Raw genomic sequence first — 21478 nt, forward strand, 5'->3', positions numbered from 1 at the left:
CTGCCCAAATACTCCCCCGACCTCAATCCCATCGAGCAGCTCTTCGCCAAGCTGAAGCACCTGCTGCGCAAAGCCGGCCAGCGCACCAGAGACGCCGTCTGCTCCGCCATCGGCCAGATCCTCTCCACCATCTCCGCCGACGAATGCAGCAACTACCTCGTCAACTCAGGATATGGACGATCCTAATCTCATCCCGCTCTAGGATCATCCGATCCGCCAATACTCGCGGCCTTGGGACCGCCCTATGGGGCGATCCTGGCCAGCCGGATCAGGCCAACAGGCGTGAGACGCTCAGCGCTGACGGGCCTTGCGGGCGGCGTAGCGCGCGTCGCGCCGTGCCTTGCGCTCGGCCTCGTCGGCAACCAGGCGGGAGATCATGTCGTCCTGAAGCTTCTTCTTGGCCTCTTCCTCGGCCAACCGCTCGGCTTCGGCCTCGGCCGCGCGGGCAGCTTCCTCAGCGGCGAGGAGCGCCTTCAGCTCCTCTTCCTCCTGGCGCTGGCGCTCGCGCTCGGCGCGACGGGCCGCCTCGCGCTCCTCGCGAGCCTGCACGATCTTGGCACGCTCGGCTTGGCGCTTCACCAGTTCGGGGTCGTTGGCCTTGGCGCGCGCCCTTTCCAACAGGGCCTTCTTTGCGTCATCCGCCGTCTTGCGACGGTCGGCGAAATTGCTGTTATTGAAGATGCTCAAAGCTTTTCGTCACCAGTCGATGTGTGAAAGAGCAAGCGGTAAGGCACCTCTCACGAGAAAGGGCCAGCGGCCAAGTTCAGCCTAACCGGATGCTGCCAGTCGGATACGGCGTAGCTTCCCATTCGTCAAGTCACAAGGTCGAAGATATGCCCTGCGATTTGGGCAATGCTCGTTAGCCGCGCCAAAACTCCGGCAACAGCACGACATAGACCGTGACCAATTCGAGCCGGCCCAGAAGCATGCCCGACATGATGATCCACTTCGCGGTCGTCGAGACGCCAGCGAAGGTCGTGGCGGGTCCGACCTCAGGCCCCAGACCGGGCCCCGCGCCGGCCATGGCCTGCGCGATGGAGGACATGGCGGAGAGAAGATCCAGCCCCGTCGCCATCACGAGCAGCGTCAGCACCACATAGGTGATGATGTAGAGAAAGAGGAAGGTCCTGACCGCCGACAGCGTTTCGTTTTCGACCGCCTGATGCTGGTAATGAACCACCTGCACACGGTTGGGCGAGAGCGTCTGGCGCAGATGACGAAGCGCGCCGGCAAAGAGCAGCTGCCAGCGGAAGACCTTGACGCCGCCCGAGGTCGACCCGGCGCATCCGCCGACGAAATAAAGCATGAGAAAGAAGCCCGTGGCGAAGCTGCCCCAGGTGGAGAAATCCGTCGAGGCGAAGCCTGTGTCCGTCAGGATCGACGTGACGTTGAACGTCGACACGCGCAGCGCGTGGTAGGGCTCCATGCCCTGAAAGACGTTCCACACCACCATGGCACCGACCGCCACCGCCCATATCTTCAGAAAGGCCGATATCTGCTGGTCCTCGAGAAGCACTCGATGGCCCGACACGAAAAAGTTCGCGTAGAAGCTGAGCGGCAGCGCGCCGGCGATCATCGATGCGGTGAGGATGCACTCGATCGGAACGGAATCGAAGAAGCCGACAGAAGCGTCCTTCGTGGAAAAGCCCCCCGTGGCGATGGCCGCCATCGCGTGGTTGACCGCGTCGAAGGGAGACATGCCGGCGGCGATCAAGCTGAAGGCGGAAAGCGCAGTCAATCCGACATAGGCGCTGCCGACCGCGCGCGCCATCTCGGCGACGCGAGGAAACGGCTTTCCCGAAACGTCAGATGATTCGGAGCGGAAGAGCTGCATGCCGCCGACGTTGAGCATCGGCAGGACGGCGAGAGCCATGCCGACGATGCCGATGCCGCCGATCCAATTCAGCAGGGAGCGCCAGAGAAGCAGCCCCGGCGGCATGGTGTCGAGCCCGGTCAAAATGGTGGAGCCGGCCGTTGCCAAGCCCGACACCGTTTCGAACATCGCGTCGGTGAAGGACAGGTTCAGCGAAGAAATCAGCAGCGGCAGCGATCCGAAAAAGGAAATCGAGAGCCACGCGGAAACCGTCAACAGATAGCCGGTGCGCCGGTCGACGATGCGCTCTCGTTCGGTCTTGCGGAAGCCCGCCACCAGAAAACCGCCGGTGCCGCCGACCAACACGATACAGGCGAGGAAATTGCCGGCATCCTGGTTGTTCGAGCCGTAATCGACCAGCATCGGCAGCACCATCACGGCCGACAGCGCGATCAGGAACAAGCCGTTGATATAGACGATGAAGCCGAGCCGCCTGGAGATCATGAATTGCCAAACCTGTTACCGGCTTGTGCGGATGGCGGACCGGTAAAGCCCTCGAGCACCCTTGCACCAAGAACGGCGGCATAGCGAAAGATGGAGGAAATGCGAAGAGGCTGGAAAGCTGACGTGTCCCCGATTTATTCGTTGGGCACCACCAGCGTGACCGAAAGGCCGCCCTTTCCATCCACCTTCAAGTCGGCATTCAGCTTGCGAGCGCCGCCCTGGACGATGCGCCAGCCGAGCGATCGCGAATCACGCAAGGTCGCCTCCGCATCCGCCAGCCCGGGACCGTTGTCGGAGACCTTGAGAATGAAGCGCGCGTCCTGGGCGTAGACCTCTATGAGGATGTGCCCGGTGCCGTGGCGGCCGGTGAACGCATGCTTGGCGGCGTTGGTCACGAGCTCGTTGACGATAAGGCCGACCTCGGTTGCCGTGTCAAAATCTACCGAAACCGACTCCAGCTCGCAGTCGATGACGATGCCGCCCGCCCCGAACGCTTCTCCCAGCTGATGGGCGAGTTCGGCGATGTGAAGCTTGAGGTCGATGCTCGATACATCGTCGGCGCGATGCAGAAAATTGTGGGCGTTGGCGAAGGCGCGAATACGGCTGGTGAGCGTTTCGAAGGCGGTCCGCGCCTCTTCCGACTGCATCTGGCGCCCCTGCATGATCGCCAGGGACTGGATGACGGCGAGATTGTTCTTGGTGCGGTGATGAAGCTCGCGCAGCAGGAACTCCTGTTGGGCGAGAGAGTCGCGCAAGGCTCGGTTCTGTTCGGCGAGCTCGTCCAGCGGATTGCTCTTGGCCGCTTCGATCATCGCGTCCGCAGCCGCGTGGCTCAAGGCCGCGGGCTCTGGACCGCCCTCCAGATTCATTTTTAGCGTCGCGACGGTTCCTCCCGAGCCGCTGACGATGTCGAACCCATCCACCAGCTTGCGCGAGCCGGCGAGGCCGAGGCCGAGGCCCGTTGAGGAGCGGATATGGCTGCGTCCGCCCCCCGAAATCACCTGTTCCGGTATGCCGCCGCCATTGTCTGAAATCTTGGCGATCAGCTGTGTCGTTCCTCCCGTTCGATCGAAGGAAAACTCGGCGATGCCGCCGTCGGCGTACTGGAGAGCGTTGCGTGCGATTTCGGAAACGGCGGTGGCGAAGCGGATCTGATCGCGGGTGCTGCAGCCGCTCGCCTTGGCGGCGACGCGCGCCGTGCGGCGGGTATGAGCCACGTCGGTGTCCCGCTCGATCCTGATGGAAGTGACGACGAGTCTCATTCGCTGGCCCTAAGGACGACGACGCCGCAATCGTCGGTTCCGCGGCGGCGGCGATGGTAGAGCGTCGCGGCTATGGCGAGAGGCGAGCGCACATAGAGAGCGAGCGGGTCTCCTCCCCGATCCGCGCTCTTCAAGCCATCGGTGCTGAGAACCAGAAGCGCGCCGGCCGGCCAATCATGCTCGGTCGGCGCCAAGCGCTTGGGAGAAGTGCCCATGATGCCCGGAGCGGAAGGAATGCCGCGGCGATCGTTGCCCGCGAGAATCTCGCCCTTGACGTTGCCAAGGCCAATGGCGCGCAACCGCCCTGGCCCGTGAGGCACCTCGAGGATCAATGCGGCGGCGCCGCGCCCGCCGGCGAGCGCCTGGGACACCAATGCCGCGGTCTCCTCCAGGCCGGCGCCCTTCGCGCCGCAAAAAGCCTCGACACCGAGATGCGCATCATCGGCTGCGACGGCTCCGTGCCCGAGCACGTCCATCAGCATCACGATCATGGCCTGTTCCTCGCGCCGAAAGGCCCAGGCGTCGCCACCGACCTTGAAGCCTGGTTTGGCGATGGTGAGACCCGCGATTTCCGCGTCGTGGAAGCGAGGCAGCGGCTCCTCGGATATGGTGGCAACCACCGTCGTGCCGGTCGTGTCCGAATAGATATCGAGAAAATCGGAAAGACGCTTGATGGCGCCGAGACCGCCGCCGATGCCCTCGCCCTTGGTGGTGAAGCCGTCGCGCAGCGCAGCCTCGACGGAAACGAGCCCCGGCCCCTTGTCGAGCGCCACGACGTGAATGGAAAGCGGTTCGTGCGACAGGTGGGGAACGAGAATGATCTCGCCCTGCCTGGCATGGCGCACGAGATTGGTGCCGGCTTCCGTGACCACGATCGCCAAGCGGTCGCAATTGGCATCCGACAGGCCCAGCCTGCGGCCCTCCTGGACCGCCCGGCGCCGCGCGGCACCGACCTGGCTCGGCTCGACAATGGGCAGGAGGATCATCGAGCGTAGCTTTCCAACGTCACGGTTGTCCCGGTTTTGGACGAAGATACGATATTAAAGCGATCGACGAGACGGCGCGCACCGCTCAAGCCAAGTCCCAGGCCGGACCCGGTGGTGTAGCCATCCTTCAACGCGAGATCCATGTCGGCGATCCCAGGACCGCCGTCCTTGCATTCCGCGACGACCCGGATGGTTGGCGCCACGCCCTCGATGCGAAAGGAAATAGCGCCCCCGCCGCCGTAGATGATCGCGTTGCGCGCAATCTCGGAAACAGCTGTCACAAACTTGGTCCGTTTGACCGCGGAAGCGCCGATCTTCGCCATCGCTTTCATCGCCGTCTCACGGGCGAAGACGATGTCGGAGGAGCGGGCCAGCGTCACGTTCCAAACTTCCGAAGCCAAGGCGGGTCAACGCCCCGCCTTGATCAGTGCCATGGCGCGATCGGCGTTGAGCGCCGTCTCGACCCCCTGCAGCGTCATTCCGAGCTCGACCAGCGTCATGGCCACCGCCGGGCGCATGCCCACGACGATGGTCCGCGCGTTGAGCATCTTCGACATTTCCGCCATGGCGCCCAACATACGGCCGGCGAACGTATCGACGATTTCGAGGGAGGAAATATCGATGATGACGCCCGTCGCCCCGGTGCGGGCGATCTCATCGACCAGATGATCCTGAAGAACCATCACCGACCGGTCGTCGAGATCGTCGCGAATGGCGACGATCACGCATCCCGTGATGGTGACGATGGGCGAGCCGCCGGACGTGCTGTGGGACTCCACCGTGTTCAATCCTTCATCGCGACAACGCGCAGCCCGATTCTCTCATAAGCATAGGCAAGTCCGCTCTGAAGATCGGCGCGCGTCGTCACGTTGGGCAGATCGACGCCGAGATGGACAATGGTCTGGGCAATCTTCGGGCTGATGCCGCAGATCACGCAGTCGGCGCCCATCAGGCGCACCGCCGCCGCTGTCTTCAAAAGATGCTGGGCGACCATGGTGTCGACCGTCGCGACGCCCGTGATGTCGATGATCGCGACCTGGGCCTCTCGCTGCACGATCGCCTCGAGAAGATTTTCCATCACCGTCTGGGCGCGGAAGGAATCGAGCGTTCCCAGCAAGGGGACCGTCACGATGCGATCCCACACCTTGACCACCGGCGCGGAAACCTCGGTCATCTCCGACTGCTGGCGCTCGATGATCGCCTCGCGCTTCTGCACGAAAGTGTCGATGGCGTAGAGGGCGAGCTGATTGATCAGCCGGGTTGCGTTCCAAACCTCGTCGATGAGGTGATTGGAGTTGTCGGGAACCGTATTCTTCAGCCGCTCGAAAATGCCCTGCTTGATCGAGGCGATGAACCAGAACATCTCGGTGGGAGAAACGCCGCGCTGCGTGCGACTGTCGGTGATCTGCTCCAGAGCCTCCCGCACCGGGTCCCACGCAGGATTGGAGAAATTGAAATCGTCGCCGATGCCCGCCGTCTTGAGGGCGCGCGAGAGAGCCGCCAGCAATTCGCGGCTCTGGGCCTCGGTCTCGCGCGGCGAAACGAGGTCCGTCCGCTTCACGCCCTCAATCGCCTGATTGCGAAGCCAGGCGGAAAGAATTTGCTCGAAGTCTTCCTGGATGATGGTTGCGAAGCTGATCGTCTGGTCGTTCATTGTCTCACCGGCAAAACTGTCCCCGGGGGCTATCTATGCCGGCCGGCGCCATTCCGCCACCATCAAAGTCACCAACTTTTGACGTTCCCGGCGAACAGCGCGGGCGCATGACAGGGTTGTTCAGCAACGGTTCACCTTCCCAGGCGTTAAGATGCAGGCCATATCGGCGTTTGCCATGGAGGCGAGCATGTTCAAGAAAATTCTCGGAGCAAAGGCCATCGCGCTGGCGGTGGCTTTTTCCACAGTCGCAGCGGTGGTGCCCAGCACGGTGCCGGTGGTCGGCGTCAGCCAGGCCAGCGCCGACTGGCGCGGTCATCCCGGCTGGGGTGGCGGGCCGCGCTATTACGACGGTGGACGGCGTTGGCATAGAGGCGATTATTATCGGCCGCGCTACTATGGTCGCCGTCACCACAGCGATGTGGGTGCAGGCGTCGTTGGCGCCATCGTCGGTCTGGGTGTCGGCGCCGCCATTGCCAGCCAGGCGCAGCCGCGCGTGAGATATTACGAGCCGGCACCGGTCTACGCCGCGCCGGCCTATGGGCGCCCCGCGCCATGGACGTCGGAGTGGTACCGCTACTGCTCGGCGCGCTACCGCTCGTTCGATCCCGGTTCGGGCACGTTCCAGCCCTACAACGGGCCGCGCCAGCTCTGCCGCTGACGGTATCTTGCCGGGAACTGGCGATCATTACAGTCAAATCAAAACCCCATGCGACCCGGTCGCATGGGGTTTTTCGTGTCTCGTGTTGAGGCCTAACGGTCAGGCGCGCTCGAGCGGCGTCGTCACGCCCGCGAGCCATTCGGCGACCTCCGGGCGAAGTAGCGGCGAGAGAGTTTCACGCACCCAGGCGTGATAGGCGTCGAGCCATCCCCTCTCCTCTTCAGTGAGCAAGCGTACCTCGATGAGCCGCCGGTCGATCGGCGCCAGCGTCAACGTCTCGAAGCCATGCATCGGCAGGTCGCCGCCAGCGACCGGCTCCCGATCCTTGACCAGAATCAGGTTTTCGATGCGGATTCCGAAGGCGCCCTCGCGATAATAGCCGGGCTCGTTGGAGATGATCATGCCGGCTTCGAGTTCTGTCACCCCTCGCTTCGAGATCGACTGCGGCCCCTCATGCACCGCCAGGAACGAGCCGATGCCATGGCCGGTGCCGTGGGCATAGTCGCAACCCGCCTTCCAAAGCGCGATGCGCGCCAGCACATCGATGTCCATGCCGCGCGTCCCTTTTGGAAAGCGCGCCAACGACAGCGCGATCATGCCCTTGAGGACCAGCGTGAACTTCTCGCGCATCTCCGCCGTCGGCTCGCCGATGGCGACCGTCCGGGTGATGTCCGTGGTTCCGTCCTCATATTGCGCGCCTGAATCGATCAGGAACAGCTCGCCCGCCTGAAGCGTCCGGTCGGTCGAGCGGTTAACGCGATAATGTACGATCGCACCATTGGGGCCGGCGCCGGAGATGGTATCGAACGAGATGTCGCGTAGCGGCATTTGCGCGGCCTCGCCGCTTGCCCGCCGCGCGTTTTCCAGCGCCTCGACCGCGCCGATCTCGGTGATCGAGCCCGGCGCCTGAAGATCCAGCCAATAGAGAAAATCGACCATGGCCGCTCCGTCGCGCTGATGGGCGAGGCGGGAGCCGGCGATTTCCGTCTCATTCTTGATGGCGCGCGGCAGGCGAGCGGGATCGGGTCCCTCGACGACCGCGCCGCCCGCGCCCTCGACGATCTCGCGAAGCTGTTCGGCGGCGAGCGCCGGATCGAGAAGGATGCGAGCGTTCTTCGCAACCTCTTCGACAGCCCCGGCAAAGGCAGCGGGCGCTTCCAGTTGGCAAAGGCCGGAAAGATAGGTGCGCACCTCGGCATCCCGGATCTTGTCCGGATCGATGAACAGCGTCGGCCTCCCCTCGCGCGGCAGAATGGCGAAGGAGAGCGGCAACGGCGTGTGCGAAACGTCGCTACCCCGGATATTGAGAACCCAGGCGATGGACGACGGATCGGTGACGACCGTCGCCGAGACGTCCTTCTTGTCGAGATCCGCCTGAAGCGCGGCGATCTTGTCGGCGGCGGGCCGCCCGGCGAAACGCTCGTTGTGACGCCAAACGCGGCCCTTCGGCGGCTCCGGCCGATCCGCCCAGATGGCATCGATGGGATTGGACGAAAGCGGAACCAGGGCGCCGCCCGCCGCGACCATCGCCTCACGCAGGCGCTTCGCCTCGCCGATCGTGTGGAGCCATGGGTCGAAGCCGATGCGCAACCGTGCTCCGCGCTCCTTCAGGTACTCGGACAGGGGCGTGTCGACCAGGCTCTCGATGTCGTAGAGCGTGGTGTCGACCTGGGCGCGGACCTGGACGGTGTAGCGTCCATCCACGAAGATCGCCGCGCGATCCCTGAGGATCAGCGCCACGCCGGCCGAGCCGGTGAAGCCCGTGATCCAGCCGAGACGAGCGGCCGAGTCGGGAATGTACTCACCCTGATGCTCGTCGGCGCGCGGCACGATAAAGCCATCGATCGAGAGCGCGTCGAAGGCCGCGCGCAAACGCGCCACGCGCTCCGCCGAGCCGCTGGAGCCACCGATTACATCGAATGCCTGATACATGCCCGTCTCCCATCATCAGAGATGCAACGGACTCTGCCTCTCCGCGTCTCCCGTCAAGTGGAGAGGCGCAATCGCCCGACGCGCCGGCCCTCTCGGCCGTGGCGGAGCCGGAAGCGTTACCGATTGATGACAAAAGAAGGATTATTGCGTTGCAATATCCGGACAGGAGCTATGCGAACCTCCCGCTAGTCAAGAGGGGGAGGTGCGACCAATATGCACACCAAGGGAGGGCTGTTATAGCCAACCAGGAGCAACCATGACCGACACCACTTACACCGACCTCAGCATGCGGAATAGGGCCGGCTCTCGTAGTGTCCTCAGAGTCGCGTTCGACCGAATGGTCGAGGCTCGCCAGCGTCAGGCCGACCGCTATGTCGCGCAGCTTTCCGAGTTCAACAACGGCACGGCCAAGCGGCGGTCGCTGTTCGAGGGCACCGCGCCCGAGCGCCCGTAAGCGACATCAAAAAAATCCCAAAAGATGCCGGCCGCCTTCTGGGCGGCCGGTTTCGTTTTAGCGGGAGAGATGGATCGTCGCCCATTCGCCGTGGCGGATGGTGGCTCGATGTACCAATCCCTGAATGCCATAGGCGGCAAGGACCGCGCGGCGCTGGCGCTCGAGGATACCCGATAGGACGACGTCGCCATCCCATGAGAGGCTGCGGGCGATATCCGGCGCGAGCATCATGAGCGGACCCGCCAAAATGTTCGCCACGATGAGGTCGAACGGGCCGCGACGGCGGATGTCCGGCGCGGAAAGCCCCTTGGCGACCACCGTGTCGACCATGGTCGAGGCATGATTGAGCGCGATATTGCCGCGCGCCACCCTCACCGCGACAGGATCGATATCACTGGCCAGAACCGGCACACGCGCGAGCTTGGCAAGCGCGATGGCGAGCACCGCCGTGCCGGTACCGACGTCGAGGGCGTTTCTCGGGCGGCGCCGCGCGACCAGGCGCGAGATCATTTCGAGACAGCCAGCCGTGGTGCCGTGATGGCCGGTTCCGAAGGCCTCGCTCGCCTCGATCTCGATCGCCAGATCGCCGGGGCGCACCTTGTCGCGATCATGCGCGCCATGGACGAGAAACCGCCCTGCCCGCACCGGCTTCAACTCGGCGAGCACTCGGCTCATCCAGTCGATATCCGGCAGGACCTCCGCCTCAATGGTGAAGGCTTCTCCCGCCAGCGCGGCCTCGACGTCGGCGCGCCGGTCGTCCTCGCCGTCGAGATAAAGCGAGACCTCGAAAAGGGCCGCCGCCTCGTCGACCTCGGCCACAGCCAGCGGCGCCCCCTCGTCCTCGAAAGCGGCCTCGAGCACCGCATAGGCCCGATCGGCGTCGGGCTTCGGCGCGATGAAATGATAACGTGTCTGCTTCAAGCCTTGGCCTCGTCCGCCGCCATGCGCGCGCGTTCGGCGCGCGTCTCTCGATCAACCGTCGTCGCCCGCGCGATCTTTTCCTGATCACGGTCCTTTCGCGGTGGCCCGAAACTGATGATCGTGTCGCCGGCGACCGGATCACCTGAGCCCTCCTTCGCCGCAAAAATCAATTCCCCGGACGGGCGAACCCAGAGGATGACGTGCGTGCCCTCGGGACACTCCGCCGTGAAGGCGGCATAGCCGAAGGATTCCGTCAGGCGCGTCGCCTGGAAGAGCCAACCCGTCGCGATGTGGTCGCGCAGATCGTTGAAGCTCTTCCCAGGGCGAAAGAGCGGCAGCCCGCCGATGGTGAAGTTGACCGAATGGCGGTCCGAATTGGTCGAGGGGCCGATCTGGAAAACGGCCGAGCGGCCGACGTCGGGACCGAAATCGGTACAGACCAGCGAGTTATAGGCGGGATTGTCGGTGGCGGCGACGATGTAGGAAAAGCGCGACAGATTGAGCGAATGGTGGGCGTTTTCGGAGAGAATCTCGCCGAACCACGTGTCGAAATCGCCCAGTCGCGCCTCGGCAAGCCTCGACCAGTTGGAATCGGCGATCAGGGTTGGAACGCCGAGAGCCTTCAGCCGGCGCGCGAGCCCAATGGAGAAGCGCGACGCGCCGACCAGCAGAACGCCCGGCCGGTCGGCCGCAACGAGGTCGAACGCGCGAGCCATCGGCTTCAGAGAAAAACCGTGCAGAACGATGGACGCGGCGACGACGGCGAAGGTGTAGGTCAGCATGCGCGGACCATCCTCCACCCCATATCTGGAGAGGCTCGCGCCGAAGAGCCCGGCGACGGCAACGGCGACGATGCCACGCGGCGCGATCCACCCGACCAGGACGCGTTCTCGCCAGGGAAGCCCGGTGCCGAGGGTCGCGATGAAGATGGCGAGCGGACGCACGACAAACAGAACCGCCAGGACAAAGAGGACCGCGCGCCAGTCGAACAGCGCGATCTCCTCGCGCGTCAGGGCCGCCGTCAGAATGATGAAGAGGCCGGAGACCAGGAGGGTCGTGATCGTCTCCTTGAACCGGCGGATGTCGGAGATAGAGGAAAGTCGAAGGTTGGCCATGGTGACGCCCATCACCGTGACCGTCAAAAGCCCGCTGTCGTGAAGAATGAGGTTGGTCACGGCGTTCATGCCGAGCACGGTGACGAAGAGGATGGGCGATTTGAGGTATTCGGGCGCATGACCGCGCGCGAAGAGCCGGCTGAGGCCATACCCGGCGGCAACGCCGCCGACGAGCGCGAAAACTCCGGAGGCGATCGCGCTCACGATGAAGTTCTCCGCTTCATGCGCGCCGCCCATCACGAGAAGGGTCTCGAAGGCGATGACGGCGAAGAGCGCGCCGATGGGATCGTTGATGATCGCTTCCCACCTCAGGATCGAGGCGGGCCGAGACTTCAGGTGTGCCTGTCGAAGCAGCGGGATGATGACGGTCGGTCCGGTGACGACCAGAACGGCGCCGAGAATGATCGAGGTCGGCCAGGACAGGCCGCTCAGAAAGTGCGCCGCCAAGGCCGTGAAAAGCCAGACGAGGACTCCGCCCCCCAGGATCACCCGTCGCACGGCAACGGTGGTCTCGCGGACCTCGCGGAAATTCAGCGTCAGCCCGCCTTCGAACAGGACGATCGCCACCGCCATCGAGACCGCCGGCCGATAGAGCGTCTCGAAGTCCCGCGCAGGATTGAGGAAGCCGGTGACGGGACCGAACAGAAGTCCAACGACGAACAGGAGGACGATGGCCGGCAAATGCCAGCGCCAGGCGGCCCATTGGGCGCCGATGCCGGCAACGCCGATCATCGCCAGTTTGAGACTAAGCTCTTCCATGGATCAGGTGCCCCTCTCGACCACGCGCCAAACGTAGTCTCGGCGTCGCGAAAGGAAATGCGGCGTCGCACAAAAGAGGATGGCCGGTGAATCGCTCTCGTCCATGGGAGCTCAGGAGAACAGGTTCTCCAGCTTCTCGGCGGCGGACTTGGGGTCCTCGCCGAAGGCAATGGTCGACTTCAAGCGCCCCTTCCCGTCGAGCAGGAAGATCGTCGCGGTATGGTTCATCGTATATTCGTCAGGCTCGTCGCCCGGCACCTTTTCGGAATAGATGCCCCAGCCCTTGGCCATGGCCGCAACCTTCTGCGGATCTCCGGTGATGCCGACGATGTTCGCATCCAGAGCGCTCAAGTAGTTCTTCAGGATCTCCGACGTGTCGCGGGTCGGGTCGACGCTGACGAAGACGACCTGGAGATCATGGCCCTCGGCCTTCAGGCTCTCCTGATAGCCCGCCATCTCATAGAGCGAGGTCGGACAAACGTCGGGGCAATGGGTATAGCCGAAGAAGACTGCTGTCGGCCGACCCTGGAACACCGCCTCCGTTACCGGCTGGCCATCCTGATCCACGAGCGCGAAGGGAACGCCATAGGGCTTCTCCTCGCTCAGAGGCGAGGCGTTGCTGTAGAAAAGCACCGTCCACAGGATGGCGCCGGCCATCACTGCGACCGCGGCCCAAAGGCCGATGCGAATGAAGGAACGGGCTTTCATGAGACCACCACGCATTTCATCAGGCCAGATGCCGTCGCTCATCCACGCACCGCGGACCGGCACCGCCCGGCTACAAACTGGTGCGCGCATTCTATAGAAGGCCACCTCGAAAGCCACCTCCTTCGAGCAAAGCTTGCGTGGCCGGAACGCCCCAAGCACGCTTTAGTGACCCAATTTCCAACCGTGCGGACACCGCCATGACCGACGACATGCCTATGGAAGCACCGGCGGAGATTGAAGAGGACGTGCGCGTTCGTTCCTCCGAACCGCGCATTCATCCCACGGCTGAGCTGAAGGGCGTCAAGCTTGGCCGGTTCGCGGAGATCGGGCCGCGATGTGTGCTGCGCGAGGTCACGGTGGGCGACTTTTCCTATTTCGAGCGCGGCGGAGAAGCGATCTATGCGAAGATCGGAAAGTTCTGCTCGATCGCCGCGAATGTGCGCATCAACGCCCTCACCCACCCCATGGAACGCCTGACCACGCACAAGATCAGCTACCGGCCCAACGAGTATTTCCGCTACAGGCCCGTCGACAGCGCGTTTCGCGAGCGCCGGCGGGAAGCGCGCGTCACCATCGGCCATGATGTCTGGATCGGCCACGGCGCGGTGATCATGCCGGGCGTCGCGATCGGCAACGGCGCGGTCATCGGCGCCAACGCGGTCGTGACGCGCGACGTCGCGCCCTACAGCATCGCAGCCGGGGTCCCGGCGAAAGCCCTGCGGCAGCGCTTTCCCGATGACATCGCGGCCCGCGTCGAGCGTCTTGCCTGGTGGGACTGGCCGGCCGAGACGCTCTTCGAGGCACTGCCCGAAATCCAGACGCTGCCCATCGAGGCGTTCCTGGATCGCTGGGAGGCGCTTCAGCGCGCCCGCAGCTCGGTGGCAGAGAAATAGGCCAGCGCGGCGGCGGGAAAGAGAAGGCTGACAAGGATGAGCCCATGCCAGCCGAGTGCCGAAAGGACAGGGCTGGTCAAGGCAGAGCCGATGGCGCCGCCAAGGAAGAACACCGCCATGAAAACCGCGTTGAGCCGGCTACGAACCGAGGCGGCGAGCCCGTAGATCTCGCGCTGGCTGATGACCAGGTTCGCCTGGACGCCGAGGTCGATGAGGATGGCCGCGGCGACGAGGCAGGACAGCGAGGATGAGCCGAAATAGGCGATGACCAGGGCCGCGATGACGGTCATCATGGCGGCCGCCGTGCCGGCGCGGCTGTGTCCACGATCGGCAAGCCTTCCCGCCACGGGAGCGGCGAAAATGCCGAGTACGCCCGCCAGGGCGAAGACGGCAACGCCCGTCGCGGTGAAATCGAAAGGCGCCCGCATGAGGATGATCGGCGCGCCCGTCCAGAAAATCGTGAAAACGCAGAACATCGCGCTGTGAAAGAGCGCCCGGCGCCGAAGAAGCGGCTGCTCGACGATCAACCGCCCCATGGAGAGAAGAAGCGCTCCGTAGCTCTGGGAATGCTCGGGGCGGCGCTGGGGCAGCACCGCCCGGCAGACCAGGGCCGTCGCCGCGACGATCACGGCCGACAGCAGGAAGACGCCGCGCCAGCCGATCCAGTCGGCGAGGAAGCTCGCCAGCGGGCGGGCCAGAAGGATGCCGCCGAGCAGTCCGCTCATGACGTTGCCGACCACGCGGCCGCGCTCCTCCGACCGGGCGAGATGCGCGGCGAGAGGCACCAGCATCTGCGCCGCCGTGGAGCTGGCGCCCACGACGAACATCATGAGAAAGAGCGTTCCGGCCCCCGGCGCCATGGCGAGGCCAATGAGAGCGACCACGGTCGCGGCCATCGTGACCACGATGACGCGCCTGTTCTCGAGAATGTCGCCCAGGGGCACCAGGAGAATAAGGCCGAGGCCATAGCCCAGCTGCGTTGCCGTGACGAGCATGCTGTCCGCGCCGGCCGGCATGTTCGCCGAGCGGCCGATCAGCGAGACGAGCGGCTGGGCATAATAGAGGTTGGCAACAAGCGCGCCGCAGGCAAAAGCGATCAGCACCGTGAGCGCGGCACCGATGCCGCCCGCATGTGGGACATGCGCGTCAAGATTTGTCTGAGTGGTCATAGGTGAACTGTAAATAGGAAAAACGCAGTCAACATAGCGTTCCCAGACGGCGCCGACGAGGTGCGTTTTTGCAAACCTGTCGATCCGCTGTCAGAACCAACAAATCCTTGCGTTTCGTAACACCACCTTCGGCGCCGCTCGAATAGATAGATGCCTCGAGCAACCCATCCGCGACGAGGAGGCGACGATGCAGAACCACACGCCGCGCAGACCTAGCTGGTCGGCCTTGAACATCTGGATGCATTGGCTGATCGCGGCGCTGATCGTGGTGCAGATTCTGGATCACGACGCCATGGAGGATGCATGGCGAAACGCGCTGAGGGGCGCGAGCGAGGGCGAAAGCGACGCCTTGATGGTCTGGCTGCACATCGGCGTCGGCTTCACCATTTTCGTCTTCGCGCTGGTGCGCCTCGCCGACCGTCTCATCCGGGGCCGGCCTCCCCACCCCGAGGACGAACCGGTCTGGGCGCTGTGGCTCGCGAAATCCGTCCACGCGCTGCTCTATCTGGCGCTGATCCTGATGCCGATCTCGGGCTTGGTCGCCTGGTTCGGGGGGGTCGAGGGCGCCGGTTCGGCGCACTCGCTGATCTGGACGATCATGCTGGTCCTCATCGGGGTCCACATTCTCGGCGCGCTCACCCAGCACTTCATTTTCCGGACGAATGTCCTCACCCGCATGGTGCGGCCGGATTCGGCGGGGTCGGGTCAGTAACCCATGGCCCGCCCCGCGATGACCACCGCCGTCCCGATGGCCACGGTGGCGATCTGCGGCAATCTGAGGGCACAAACGAGCGCGACGAGAATGCCGAGGCGCTCAGGCCATGCGCCGCTGACGACGACGGGAGCGACAAGCGCCGTCAGCACAGCGCTCGGCACCGCGTTGAGCACGGCCTCCACGCGTGGAGGAAGAACGGCGAAGCGCGTGGCGATCACATGGCCGATGATGCGCGTGACGTAGGTCAAAAGCGCGCCAAGAACGATCAGCGCCCACGCGTCACTCATCGCGCGCCTCCATGACCGACCGCGCCGCGGCGGAGGGGGCGGTAATAGCAGCATGGACGAGACCGGCGGCGGCTCCGAGCGTGATGTGCCACGGCGGGCCGAGCGTGAGATAGACCGCGATGGAGGCGGCGGCGCTGATGCCGGCAACCGCATAGAAGCCAGGGCGCCGGCGGAAGCCCATCAACATGGCGAAGAAGAAGACCGGCAGGATGAAATCCAGCGCGAAGGCGCGCGGGTCCTCGATCAACTGTCCGAACTTCGCGCCGATCGCGGTGCAGACGACCCAGGACGTGTAGAGGGCGATGCCGAAGGTGAAGATATAGGTGGGAGTCACCTTCCGTGTCATCGCGCGAACCTCCACCGTCACGAACATCGGATCGGTCAGGAGGAAGAAGGCAACTGCCTTCTGGACGAGTGAAAGCGCGCCGAAGTGCCTTCCGATGATCACGGAATAGAGCACCATGCGCGCATTCACGGCCAAAAGCGCCAGCAGAGCCGACGCCAGCGATCCACCGATGGACGTGACCTGCAACGCCACGAGCTGTGAGGCGCCAGCGTTGACCGTCGCGGAATAGGACGTCGCCTGGACGATCGTCATGCCGGCGCCGACGGCGATGGCGCCGCAGACCATGCCAAACGGAGCAGAGGCGATGGCGACGGGTAGCGCGTCGCGCAGCGCTTCGCGAAATTCGGATTGACGAGACAAGGCAGGCTTCTTGAGCGGAGGAAGGATGCCTCGCTTCTAGTGCATCGCAGCGAAAACCAAAAGCGCTGCGCGGCGCCCGTTCACACCCTTCCGATCCGCTCGAACCAGGCATCCTCGTCGATGACCTCGACGCCCAGCTCGGCAGCCTTCGCGAGCTTGGAGCCGGCGCCGGGACCGGCCACCACGAGGTCGGTCTTCTTGGAGACCGAACCCGCCACCTTGGCGCCCAGGCCCTCGGCCATGGCCTTCGCCTCGTCGCGCGTCATTTTTTCCAGCGATCCGGTGAAGACGATCGTCTTGCCGGCCACCGGCGAGGACGCGGCCGGGCGCTCCGCATCGACGATCGTGAGCTCGGCGACAAGGTCCTCGACCAGCTTGCGGTTATGCTCCTCGCGGAAGAAGCGGCCGATCGCGGTAATCACCGCTTCGCCGATATCGTCCAGCGCATCCATCTCCGCCGTCGCGGCCTCGTCCCCCTCGGAGACGGCGAGAGCCGCGCGGTGGAAGGCATCGAAGCTGCCATAGGCGCGCGCCAGCGTCTTCGCCGTCGCCTCGCCGACATGACGGATGCCGAGAGCGTAGATGAAGCGCTCCAGGGCGATCTCGCGCCGCACCTCAATGGCGGCAAAGAGGTTCCGCGCCGAAACGGCTCCGTAGCCCTCCTTGTCCTTGAGCTTCTTGAAGCTGTCGGCCTCGCGCCGCGCCAGCGTGAAAATGTCGGCCGGGGCGCGGATGAAGAGGTCGGGGTCGTCGTAGAAGAAATCGATCTGCTTGTCGCCCAGACCCTCGATATCGAAGGCGCGGCGGGAGACGAAGAGCTTCAGATGCTCCTTGCGCTGGAAGGGGCAGGCGAACTCGCCGGTGCAGCGCCTGACGACGCTCTGGGCGCCCGACGCGGTTTCCTCCTGGACGACCGGCGTCTTCAGCTCGCACGGACAGACGGAGGGAAACTCGAACGGCTCGGTGCCTTCGGGGCGCTTATCCAGGTCGACGCCCAGCACCTGGGGAATGACGTCGCCGGCGCGCTGGATATGGACCGTATCGCCGATGCGCACGCCGAGACGGCCGATCTCCTCGGCATTGTGCAGCGTGGCATTGGTGACGACGACACCGCCGACCGTCACTGGATCGAGCTTTGCAACAGGCGTCAGCGCCCCGGTGCGGCCGACCTGGATCTCGATGGCGCGGAGCACCGTCGTCGCCTGCTCGGCCGGAAACTTGTGGGCGATGGCCCAGCGCGGGCTGCGCGAGACGAAGCCGAGGCGGCGCTGCAGTTCCAGATCGTCGACCTTGTAGACGACGCCGTCGATGTCGTAGCCGAGGCTCGCCCGCTGTTCCTCGATCTCATGGTAGTGGCGAAGCAGCTCCTCAAGATCGGTGAACCGCCGCATCAGGGGATTGACGCGAAAGCCATAACCGGCGAGCGCGGCGACCATGTCCGTCTGGGTTTCGGCGGGCATCTCACTCACCTCGCCCCATGCATAGGCGAAGAAGCGCAATGGCCGCGAGGCGGTGACGGAGGCGTCGAGCTGGCGCAGCGAGCCCGCCGCCGCATTGCGCGGGTTGGCGAAAACCTGCCGACCCGCCTGCGCCTGACGCTCGTTCAGCGCGGCGAAGTCGCGATGCTCCATATAGACCTCGCCGCGCACCTCGATGACCTCGGACGGCTTGCCGTGGAGGACGTTCGGGATGTCGGGCACGGTCTTGACGTTCGCCGTGACATTCTCGCCCACCGCGCCGTCGCCGCGCGTCGCGCCGGAAACGAGAACACCTCTCTCATAGCGCAGCGACATGGAGAGCCCGTCGATCTTCGGCTCTGCGGTGATCGCCGGCATCGCCCCGCCGTCGAGCCGCAGGAAGCGGCGGATGCGCGCGACGAAATCGGCGACATCGCCATCGGAAAAGGCATTGTCGAGCGAGAGCATCGGCACCGCGTGCCGCACCTTGCCGAACTTCTCGGATACGGCGGCGCCGACCTTGGTGGACGGAGAATCCTCTCTTTTCAGATCCGGGAAGCGCTGCTCAATGGCGAGGTTGCGCCGCCGCAGGGCATCGTATTCCGCGTCCGAGATGGTGGGCGCATCCTCGCCGTGGTAGCGCCTGTCATGCTCGGCGATCTCGGAGGCGAGCGAGGCCAGCTCCTTTTCCGCCTCGGCCGCCGACAGCGCATCCACCGATTTTTCCCGCAAGGCCCCTGCCCCATCCTTCGTCATTGGCTCAGGCGGCTCCCGGTCGCAGCAGGCGGCGCGCGGCAGCGCGCGCCTCTTCGGTTACAGTTTCGCCCGCCAGCATCCGCGCGATCTCCTCGCGCTGGTGCTCGTCGGCGATAGGAACGACCCGCGTCACCACGCGCTCCTCCTCCGTGCCCGCATCACCCTTGGAGATGAGCAGATGCGTCGTCGCGCGCGCCGCCACCTGCGGCGCATGAGTAACGGAAAGCACCTGAACCCTGGCGGCAAGGCGCGAAAGACGACGGCCGATGGCGTCGGCCACGGCGCCGCCGACACCCGAGTCGATCTCATCGAAAACCAAGGTCGGCGCGGAGCCACGATCAGCCAGCGCCACCTTCAGCGCCAGAAGGAACCGCGAAAGCTCGCCGCCGGAGGCCACTTTCATCATCGGTCCGGCGCGCGTGCCGGGATTTGTGCGCACCCAGAACTCCACCGTGTCGATGCCGCTTGCGGAAGGCGCGGAGGGCTCGCTGGTCAGTTCGACGATGAACTCGGCCCGCTCCAGCTTCAAATCCGGAAGCTCGGCCATGACCGCGCCCTCAAGAAGACGCGCGGCCGTCTTCCGCTTTTCGGAGAGCGCGGCGGCCAGACGGTCAAACAGGGCGCGACGCTCGGCCACCTCGCTCTCCAGCTGCGTCAGGCGCGTCTCGCCGGCATCGAGATCGGCGAGTTCGCCGATCATCCGGGCCTGAAGCTCGGGAAGGCTGTCGACGGGTACGGAGAACTTGCGGCCCGCCGCGCGCAGGGCGAAAAGCCGCTCCTCCGTCCTCTCCAGGGCGTGGGGATCGAATTCGACCTGACGGAGCGCACCCTCAAGGCTCATCTGGGCGTCCGAAAGCGCGTCGAGGGCGACCTCGAGCCGCGCGATGGTTTCGTCCAGGAGGCCCGGAAGCGTATCCTTCTTGCGGTCGAGGCGGCGCAGGAGACCGGCCAGCGCGGGAACCGGCGACGCCGTGCCCGCCAGCTCTTCATGGGCCTCGTTGACGTCCGAGGCGATCTTTTCGGAGCGCATCATCACTTGCCGGCTCTCGGCAAGTTCCTCCTCCTCGCCGGCGATGGGCGCCAGCTCGGAGAGCTCGTCGACGCTGGCGCGAAGATAGTCGGCCTCTCGCGCGGCGGCCTCGACGCGGGCACGATGCCGGACAAGCTCGTCCTCCGCCTCGCGCCAGCGCCGGTACGCGGCCCCCACCTCCTGCGCCTCGCCGGAGAGGCCGCCGAAGGCATCGAGCAGCTGGCGATGAACGTGGCTGTCGACCAGCGCCCGGTCGTCATGCTGACCGTGAATCTCCACAAGATGCCCACCCAGATCGCGCATCAGCGCGACGCTCGATGGGCGGTCGTTGATGAAGACGCGGGTGCGGCCGTCGGCGCTCTGGATGCGGCGCAGGATCACATCGCCATCGTCATCAAAGCCGTTTTCCGAAAGAAGCGCGCGCGCGGGGTGGTCGGGGCCGACGTCGAACACGGCCGTCACCTCGCCCTGCCTCGCTCCATGACGAACGAGACCGCCGTCGCCTCGCCCGCCGAGGGCGAGCGAAAGCGCGTCGAGAAGAATGGATTTGCCGGCGCCGGTTTCGCCCGTCAGCACCGACAGCCCGGCCCCGAGGGTCAGATCGAGGCGGTCGATGAGCACAATGTCGCGAATGGCAAGATGGACGAGCATGACGCCGTTGTTGATCGAGCGCCGGTGGGAATGCAACCGGCCACGGCGCTCAATATAGCTGAACGGCGCGGAATTTTGAGAGCCCGGCCTAAGCCAATTGTTCGGCCGTCGGGGTCATCCCTGGCGGAGACGCCCCCGTGAAGCGGCGGCCTGCCGGATCAGGCGCCCACGAGCTTGCGCGTCGCGTCGGCGAACCACGAGCCGGCGCCACCCTCGCGCGGCTCCAGCCCCTTCGACTGAAGCAGCTTGTAGCTGTCGGCGTACCACTGCGAGTCGGGGAAGTTCTGGCCAAGCACCGAAGCCGAGGCCTGAGCCTCCTGCGTCAGGCCCATGGCGTAATAAGCTTCCGTCAGACGGGCCAACGCCTCTTCCACCTGGCGCGTGCGCGGATAGACATCAACGACGCGCTTGAAGCGGTTGATGGCGGCCAAATATTCGCGCCGCTCCAGATAGTACCGGCCGATCTGCATTTCCTTGCCGGCGAGCTGGTCGTTGGCGTAGCGGATCTTCGCCTTCGCATCCTCGACATATTCCGAGTCGGGATAGCGATCGACCACCTCCTGCATGGCCGCCACGGCGCGGGCCGCCGACTTCTGGTCGCGCGTCACGTCGGGGATCTGGCGGAAATAGGAAAGGCCGATGATGTACTGCGCGTAGGCCGCGTCATCGGATGCCGGGTAAAGCGACAGATAGCGCCGCGACGCCGTCACCGCCTCCTCGTAATCGCCGGAGCGATAGGACGTGAAGGCCTTCATCACCAGCGCCTTGCGCGCCCACTCTGTATAGGGGTGCTGCCGGTCGATGGCGTCGAACTTCCGCGACGCTTCCTTCAGACGACCTGAATTGAGGTTTGCGAGGCCCTGATTGTAGAGAACGTCGGCCGGGTCCGTCTCGGCGGCCAGCGCCATGACGTCCATCTTGTCGTCCTTGGACGACATGCAGCCGGACAGCCCAACGGCAGCGCACACCACCAGCATCCCGGTGGCAAGAGACCGCCTTGCCGGCCTCGAAGCCGCTCGACCGCACCGTGCGTTGACCATGCGCATTC

Annotated in this window: 22 protein-coding genes; 5 read left to right on the forward strand and 17 right to left on the reverse strand. The window is 64.9% G+C overall.

From position 1 onward, the window contains the following. A partial coding sequence (locus B5D38_RS02070) for a transposase (protein ID WP_342587339.1) occupies positions 1-186 on the forward strand: 186 nt, incomplete at its 5' end. 105 nt (positions 187-291) lie between these two features. Here the strand turns inward: B5D38_RS02070 and B5D38_RS02075 are convergent. The 7 genes from B5D38_RS02075 to B5D38_RS02105 form a co-directional block, all read right to left on the reverse strand. Beyond that, complete coding sequence (locus tag B5D38_RS02075) at positions 292-687, reverse strand: DUF6481 family protein (protein ID WP_078706724.1); 396 nt, start codon at positions 685-687, stop codon at positions 292-294. A gap of 172 nt (positions 688-859) precedes the next feature. Continuing rightward, positions 860-2317, reverse strand: a complete 1458-nt coding sequence (locus tag B5D38_RS02080; protein ID WP_078706725.1) for a TrkH family potassium uptake protein — start codon at positions 2315-2317, stop codon at positions 860-862. Positions 2318-2451: 134 nt separating this feature from the next. After that, complete coding sequence (locus tag B5D38_RS02085; RefSeq protein ID WP_078706726.1) at positions 2452-3579, reverse strand: ATP-binding protein; 1128 nt, start codon at positions 3577-3579, stop codon at positions 2452-2454. Further along, the gene (locus tag B5D38_RS02090; protein WP_078706727.1) at positions 3576-4565 is read right to left on the reverse strand and encodes an ATP-binding protein; all 990 of its coding nucleotides are present in this window, start codon (positions 4563-4565) and stop codon (positions 3576-3578) included. The genes B5D38_RS02085 and B5D38_RS02090 overlap by 4 nt, the downstream gene beginning before the upstream one ends. Beyond that, positions 4562-4945, reverse strand: a complete 384-nt coding sequence (locus B5D38_RS02095) for an ATP-binding protein (RefSeq protein WP_207552872.1) — start codon at positions 4943-4945, stop codon at positions 4562-4564. Before B5D38_RS02095 ends, B5D38_RS02090 begins: the two co-directional genes overlap by 4 nt. Positions 4946-4972: 27 nt before the next feature. Next, positions 4973-5344, reverse strand: coding sequence for an STAS domain-containing protein (locus B5D38_RS02100; RefSeq protein WP_078707068.1), 372 nt, complete (start codon positions 5342-5344; stop codon positions 4973-4975). 5 nt (positions 5345-5349) lie between these two features. Next, positions 5350-6219 (reverse strand): STAS domain-containing protein, encoded by an 870-nt coding sequence (locus B5D38_RS02105; protein ID WP_078706728.1) that lies wholly within the window; start codon positions 6217-6219, stop codon positions 5350-5352. 187 nt (positions 6220-6406) lie between these two features. Here B5D38_RS02105 and B5D38_RS02110 point away from each other — a divergent pair, with 187 nt between their 5' ends. Next, positions 6407-6877 (forward strand): BA14K family protein, encoded by a 471-nt coding sequence (locus B5D38_RS02110; protein ID WP_078707069.1) that lies wholly within the window; start codon positions 6407-6409, stop codon positions 6875-6877. Positions 6878-6976: 99 nt separating this feature from the next. Here B5D38_RS02110 and B5D38_RS02115 read toward each other — a convergent pair whose 3' ends face one another. Next, complete coding sequence (locus B5D38_RS02115) at positions 6977-8809, reverse strand: aminopeptidase P family protein (RefSeq protein ID WP_078706729.1); 1833 nt, start codon at positions 8807-8809, stop codon at positions 6977-6979. Between the two features lie 256 nt (positions 8810-9065). Here B5D38_RS02115 and B5D38_RS21970 point away from each other — a divergent pair, with 256 nt between their 5' ends. Continuing rightward, positions 9066-9263 (forward strand): hypothetical protein, encoded by a 198-nt coding sequence (locus B5D38_RS21970; protein WP_131829849.1) that lies wholly within the window; start codon positions 9066-9068, stop codon positions 9261-9263. Positions 9264-9320: 57 nt separating this feature from the next. Here the strand turns inward: B5D38_RS21970 and B5D38_RS02120 are convergent, their stop codons facing one another. The 3 genes from B5D38_RS02120 to B5D38_RS02130 form a co-directional block, all read right to left on the reverse strand. After that, positions 9321-10184 (reverse strand): 50S ribosomal protein L11 methyltransferase, encoded by an 864-nt coding sequence (locus B5D38_RS02120; RefSeq protein ID WP_078706730.1) that lies wholly within the window; start codon positions 10182-10184, stop codon positions 9321-9323. Continuing rightward, the gene (locus B5D38_RS02125) at positions 10181-12058 is read right to left on the reverse strand and encodes a cation:proton antiporter (RefSeq protein ID WP_078706731.1); all 1878 of its coding nucleotides are present in this window, start codon (positions 12056-12058) and stop codon (positions 10181-10183) included. Before B5D38_RS02125 ends, B5D38_RS02120 begins: the two co-directional genes overlap by 4 nt. A gap of 111 nt (positions 12059-12169) precedes the next feature. After that, entirely contained in the window at positions 12170-12766 is a 597-nt protein-coding gene (locus B5D38_RS02130) for an SCO family protein (RefSeq protein WP_078706732.1), read from the reverse strand. Between the two features lie 215 nt (positions 12767-12981). Here B5D38_RS02130 and B5D38_RS02135 point away from each other — a divergent pair, with 215 nt between their 5' ends. Then, on the forward strand, positions 12982-13659 hold the full coding sequence (locus B5D38_RS02135) for a DapH/DapD/GlmU-related protein (protein ID WP_078706733.1): 678 nt from the start codon (positions 12982-12984) through the stop codon (positions 13657-13659). On the opposite strand, the gene B5D38_RS02140 is transcribed toward B5D38_RS02135, so the two are convergent. Continuing rightward, positions 13626-14828, reverse strand: coding sequence for an MFS transporter (locus B5D38_RS02140; RefSeq protein WP_078706734.1), 1203 nt, complete (start codon positions 14826-14828; stop codon positions 13626-13628). The genes B5D38_RS02135 and B5D38_RS02140 overlap by 34 nt on opposite strands. A gap of 187 nt (positions 14829-15015) precedes the next feature. Here B5D38_RS02140 and B5D38_RS02145 point away from each other — a divergent pair, with 187 nt between their 5' ends. Continuing rightward, the gene (locus tag B5D38_RS02145; protein ID WP_078706735.1) at positions 15016-15540 is read left to right on the forward strand and encodes a cytochrome b; all 525 of its coding nucleotides are present in this window, start codon (positions 15016-15018) and stop codon (positions 15538-15540) included. Here the strand turns inward: B5D38_RS02145 and B5D38_RS02150 are convergent. The 5 genes from B5D38_RS02150 to B5D38_RS02170 form a co-directional block, all read right to left on the reverse strand. Further along, entirely contained in the window at positions 15534-15830 is a 297-nt protein-coding gene (locus B5D38_RS02150; protein WP_078706736.1) for an AzlD family protein, read from the reverse strand. The two genes, B5D38_RS02145 and B5D38_RS02150, sit on opposite strands and share 7 nt — an antisense overlap. After that, positions 15823-16536, reverse strand: coding sequence for an AzlC family ABC transporter permease (locus B5D38_RS02155; protein WP_245318733.1), 714 nt, complete (start codon positions 16534-16536; stop codon positions 15823-15825). The genes B5D38_RS02150 and B5D38_RS02155 overlap by 8 nt, the downstream gene beginning before the upstream one ends. 80 nt (positions 16537-16616) lie before the next feature. Continuing rightward, a complete protein-coding gene (gene ligA, locus B5D38_RS02160; protein WP_078706737.1) occupies positions 16617-18749 on the reverse strand; it encodes an NAD-dependent DNA ligase LigA in 2133 nt (710 codons plus the stop codon). Positions 18750-18753: 4 nt separating this feature from the next. Next, positions 18754-20430, reverse strand: coding sequence for a DNA repair protein RecN (gene recN / locus B5D38_RS02165; RefSeq protein ID WP_078706738.1), 1677 nt, complete (start codon positions 20428-20430; stop codon positions 18754-18756). A gap of 158 nt (positions 20431-20588) precedes the next feature. After that, positions 20589-21407, reverse strand: coding sequence for an outer membrane protein assembly factor BamD (locus B5D38_RS02170; protein WP_425349308.1), 819 nt, complete (start codon positions 21405-21407; stop codon positions 20589-20591). Positions 21408-21478 lie beyond the last annotated feature (71 nt).

It is taken from the genome of Consotaella salsifontis, assembly GCF_900167365.1.
Taxonomy (GTDB): Bacteria; Pseudomonadota; Alphaproteobacteria; order Rhizobiales; family Rhizobiaceae; genus Consotaella; species Consotaella salsifontis.

Coding starts and splice junctions, on each gene's coding strand:
- B5D38_RS02080 (WP_078706725.1), bottom strand. CDS start 2,317: ATGATCTCCAGGCGGCTCGGCTTCATCGTCTATATCAACGGCTTGTTC.
- B5D38_RS02085 (WP_078706726.1), bottom strand. CDS start 3,579: ATGAGACTCGTCGTCACTTCCATCAGGATCGAGCGGGACACCGACGTG.
- B5D38_RS02090 (WP_078706727.1), bottom strand. CDS start 4,565: ATGATCCTCCTGCCCATTGTCGAGCCGAGCCAGGTCGGTGCCGCGCGG.
- B5D38_RS02105 (WP_078706728.1), bottom strand. CDS start 6,219: ATGAACGACCAGACGATCAGCTTCGCAACCATCATCCAGGAAGACTTC.
- B5D38_RS02110 (WP_078707069.1), top strand. CDS start 6,407: ATGTTCAAGAAAATTCTCGGAGCAAAGGCCATCGCGCTGGCGGTGGCT.
- B5D38_RS02115 (WP_078706729.1), bottom strand. CDS start 8,809: ATGTATCAGGCATTCGATGTAATCGGTGGCTCCAGCGGCTCGGCGGAG.
- B5D38_RS21970 (WP_131829849.1), top strand. CDS start 9,066: ATGACCGACACCACTTACACCGACCTCAGCATGCGGAATAGGGCCGGC.
- B5D38_RS02125 (WP_078706731.1), bottom strand. CDS start 12,058: ATGGAAGAGCTTAGTCTCAAACTGGCGATGATCGGCGTTGCCGGCATC.
- B5D38_RS02130 (WP_078706732.1), bottom strand. CDS start 12,766: ATGAAAGCCCGTTCCTTCATTCGCATCGGCCTTTGGGCCGCGGTCGCA.
- B5D38_RS02135 (WP_078706733.1), top strand. CDS start 12,982: ATGGAAGCACCGGCGGAGATTGAAGAGGACGTGCGCGTTCGTTCCTCC.
- B5D38_RS02140 (WP_078706734.1), bottom strand. CDS start 14,828: ATGACCACTCAGACAAATCTTGACGCGCATGTCCCACATGCGGGCGGC.
- B5D38_RS02145 (WP_078706735.1), top strand. CDS start 15,016: ATGCAGAACCACACGCCGCGCAGACCTAGCTGGTCGGCCTTGAACATC.
- B5D38_RS02150 (WP_078706736.1), bottom strand. CDS start 15,830: ATGAGTGACGCGTGGGCGCTGATCGTTCTTGGCGCGCTTTTGACCTAC.
- ligA (WP_078706737.1), bottom strand. CDS start 18,749: ATGACGAAGGATGGGGCAGGGGCCTTGCGGGAAAAATCGGTGGATGCG.
- recN (WP_078706738.1), bottom strand. CDS start 20,430: ATGCTCGTCCATCTTGCCATTCGCGACATTGTGCTCATCGACCGCCTC.
- B5D38_RS02170 (WP_425349308.1), bottom strand. CDS start 21,407: ATGCTGGTGGTGTGCGCTGCCGTTGGGCTGTCCGGCTGCATGTCGTCC.